The following is a 572-nucleotide window of genomic DNA, read 5'->3' on the forward strand; positions in this document are numbered from 1 at the left end:
GCCTTTCCCTGTCAAAATCAATGAATAAATTTTCCCTGTGCGCCGATTCACCCGAAATCCATTGTGTTGTTATATCCGTAAATAAGGTATGGCTTTCAGGCTGCGGAATAAATTTTCCAGTTGCTTCTTCCTGCCTTAGCAATACGGTTGTATTAATGCCTATATTTTTTAAAATTTGCTTTCTCATATCCGGCCATACCACTACGAGGGAATCAACGCTGGCGTTATTGCCCATTCCAACGCACAGTACAGGATCCACACTCGACTGAAAACCGCGTGAAAGCATTTGATACAGTTCGTGCACCTGCCCACCGGCATACACCGAAACTTTGGTTCCTACGCCCATCCTGTTCTTTCCCTCGCCCCGGAGTTTCACTTTCAGGTATGCGCTGTGCAATTTTTGCGAAGTGTTGTTGCGGTATACAAAGGCTTCCATATTCACATTGTTGACCACAAGATCCAGATCGCCATCGTTATCCAAATCCCCGTAAGCAGCCCCATTGCTGAACCCTGGCATGCCTAAGCCCAACCGGTACGACTGATTCAGGAATGTGAGGTTCCGCTGGTTTACA

1 protein-coding gene is annotated in these 572 nt (G+C 46.7%); it reads right to left on the minus strand.

Translation table 11 applies throughout. The features are described 5' to 3' along the window. Positions 1-572, minus strand: a 572-nt coding sequence (locus tag PLH26_RS14495) for an ASPIC/UnbV domain-containing protein (protein ID WP_324586749.1), incomplete at both ends; no start/stop codon positions are given.

The sequence above is a fragment of the Agriterribacter sp. genome, from assembly GCF_035444585.1.
Lineage (GTDB): Bacteria > Bacteroidota > Bacteroidia > Chitinophagales > Chitinophagaceae > Agriterribacter.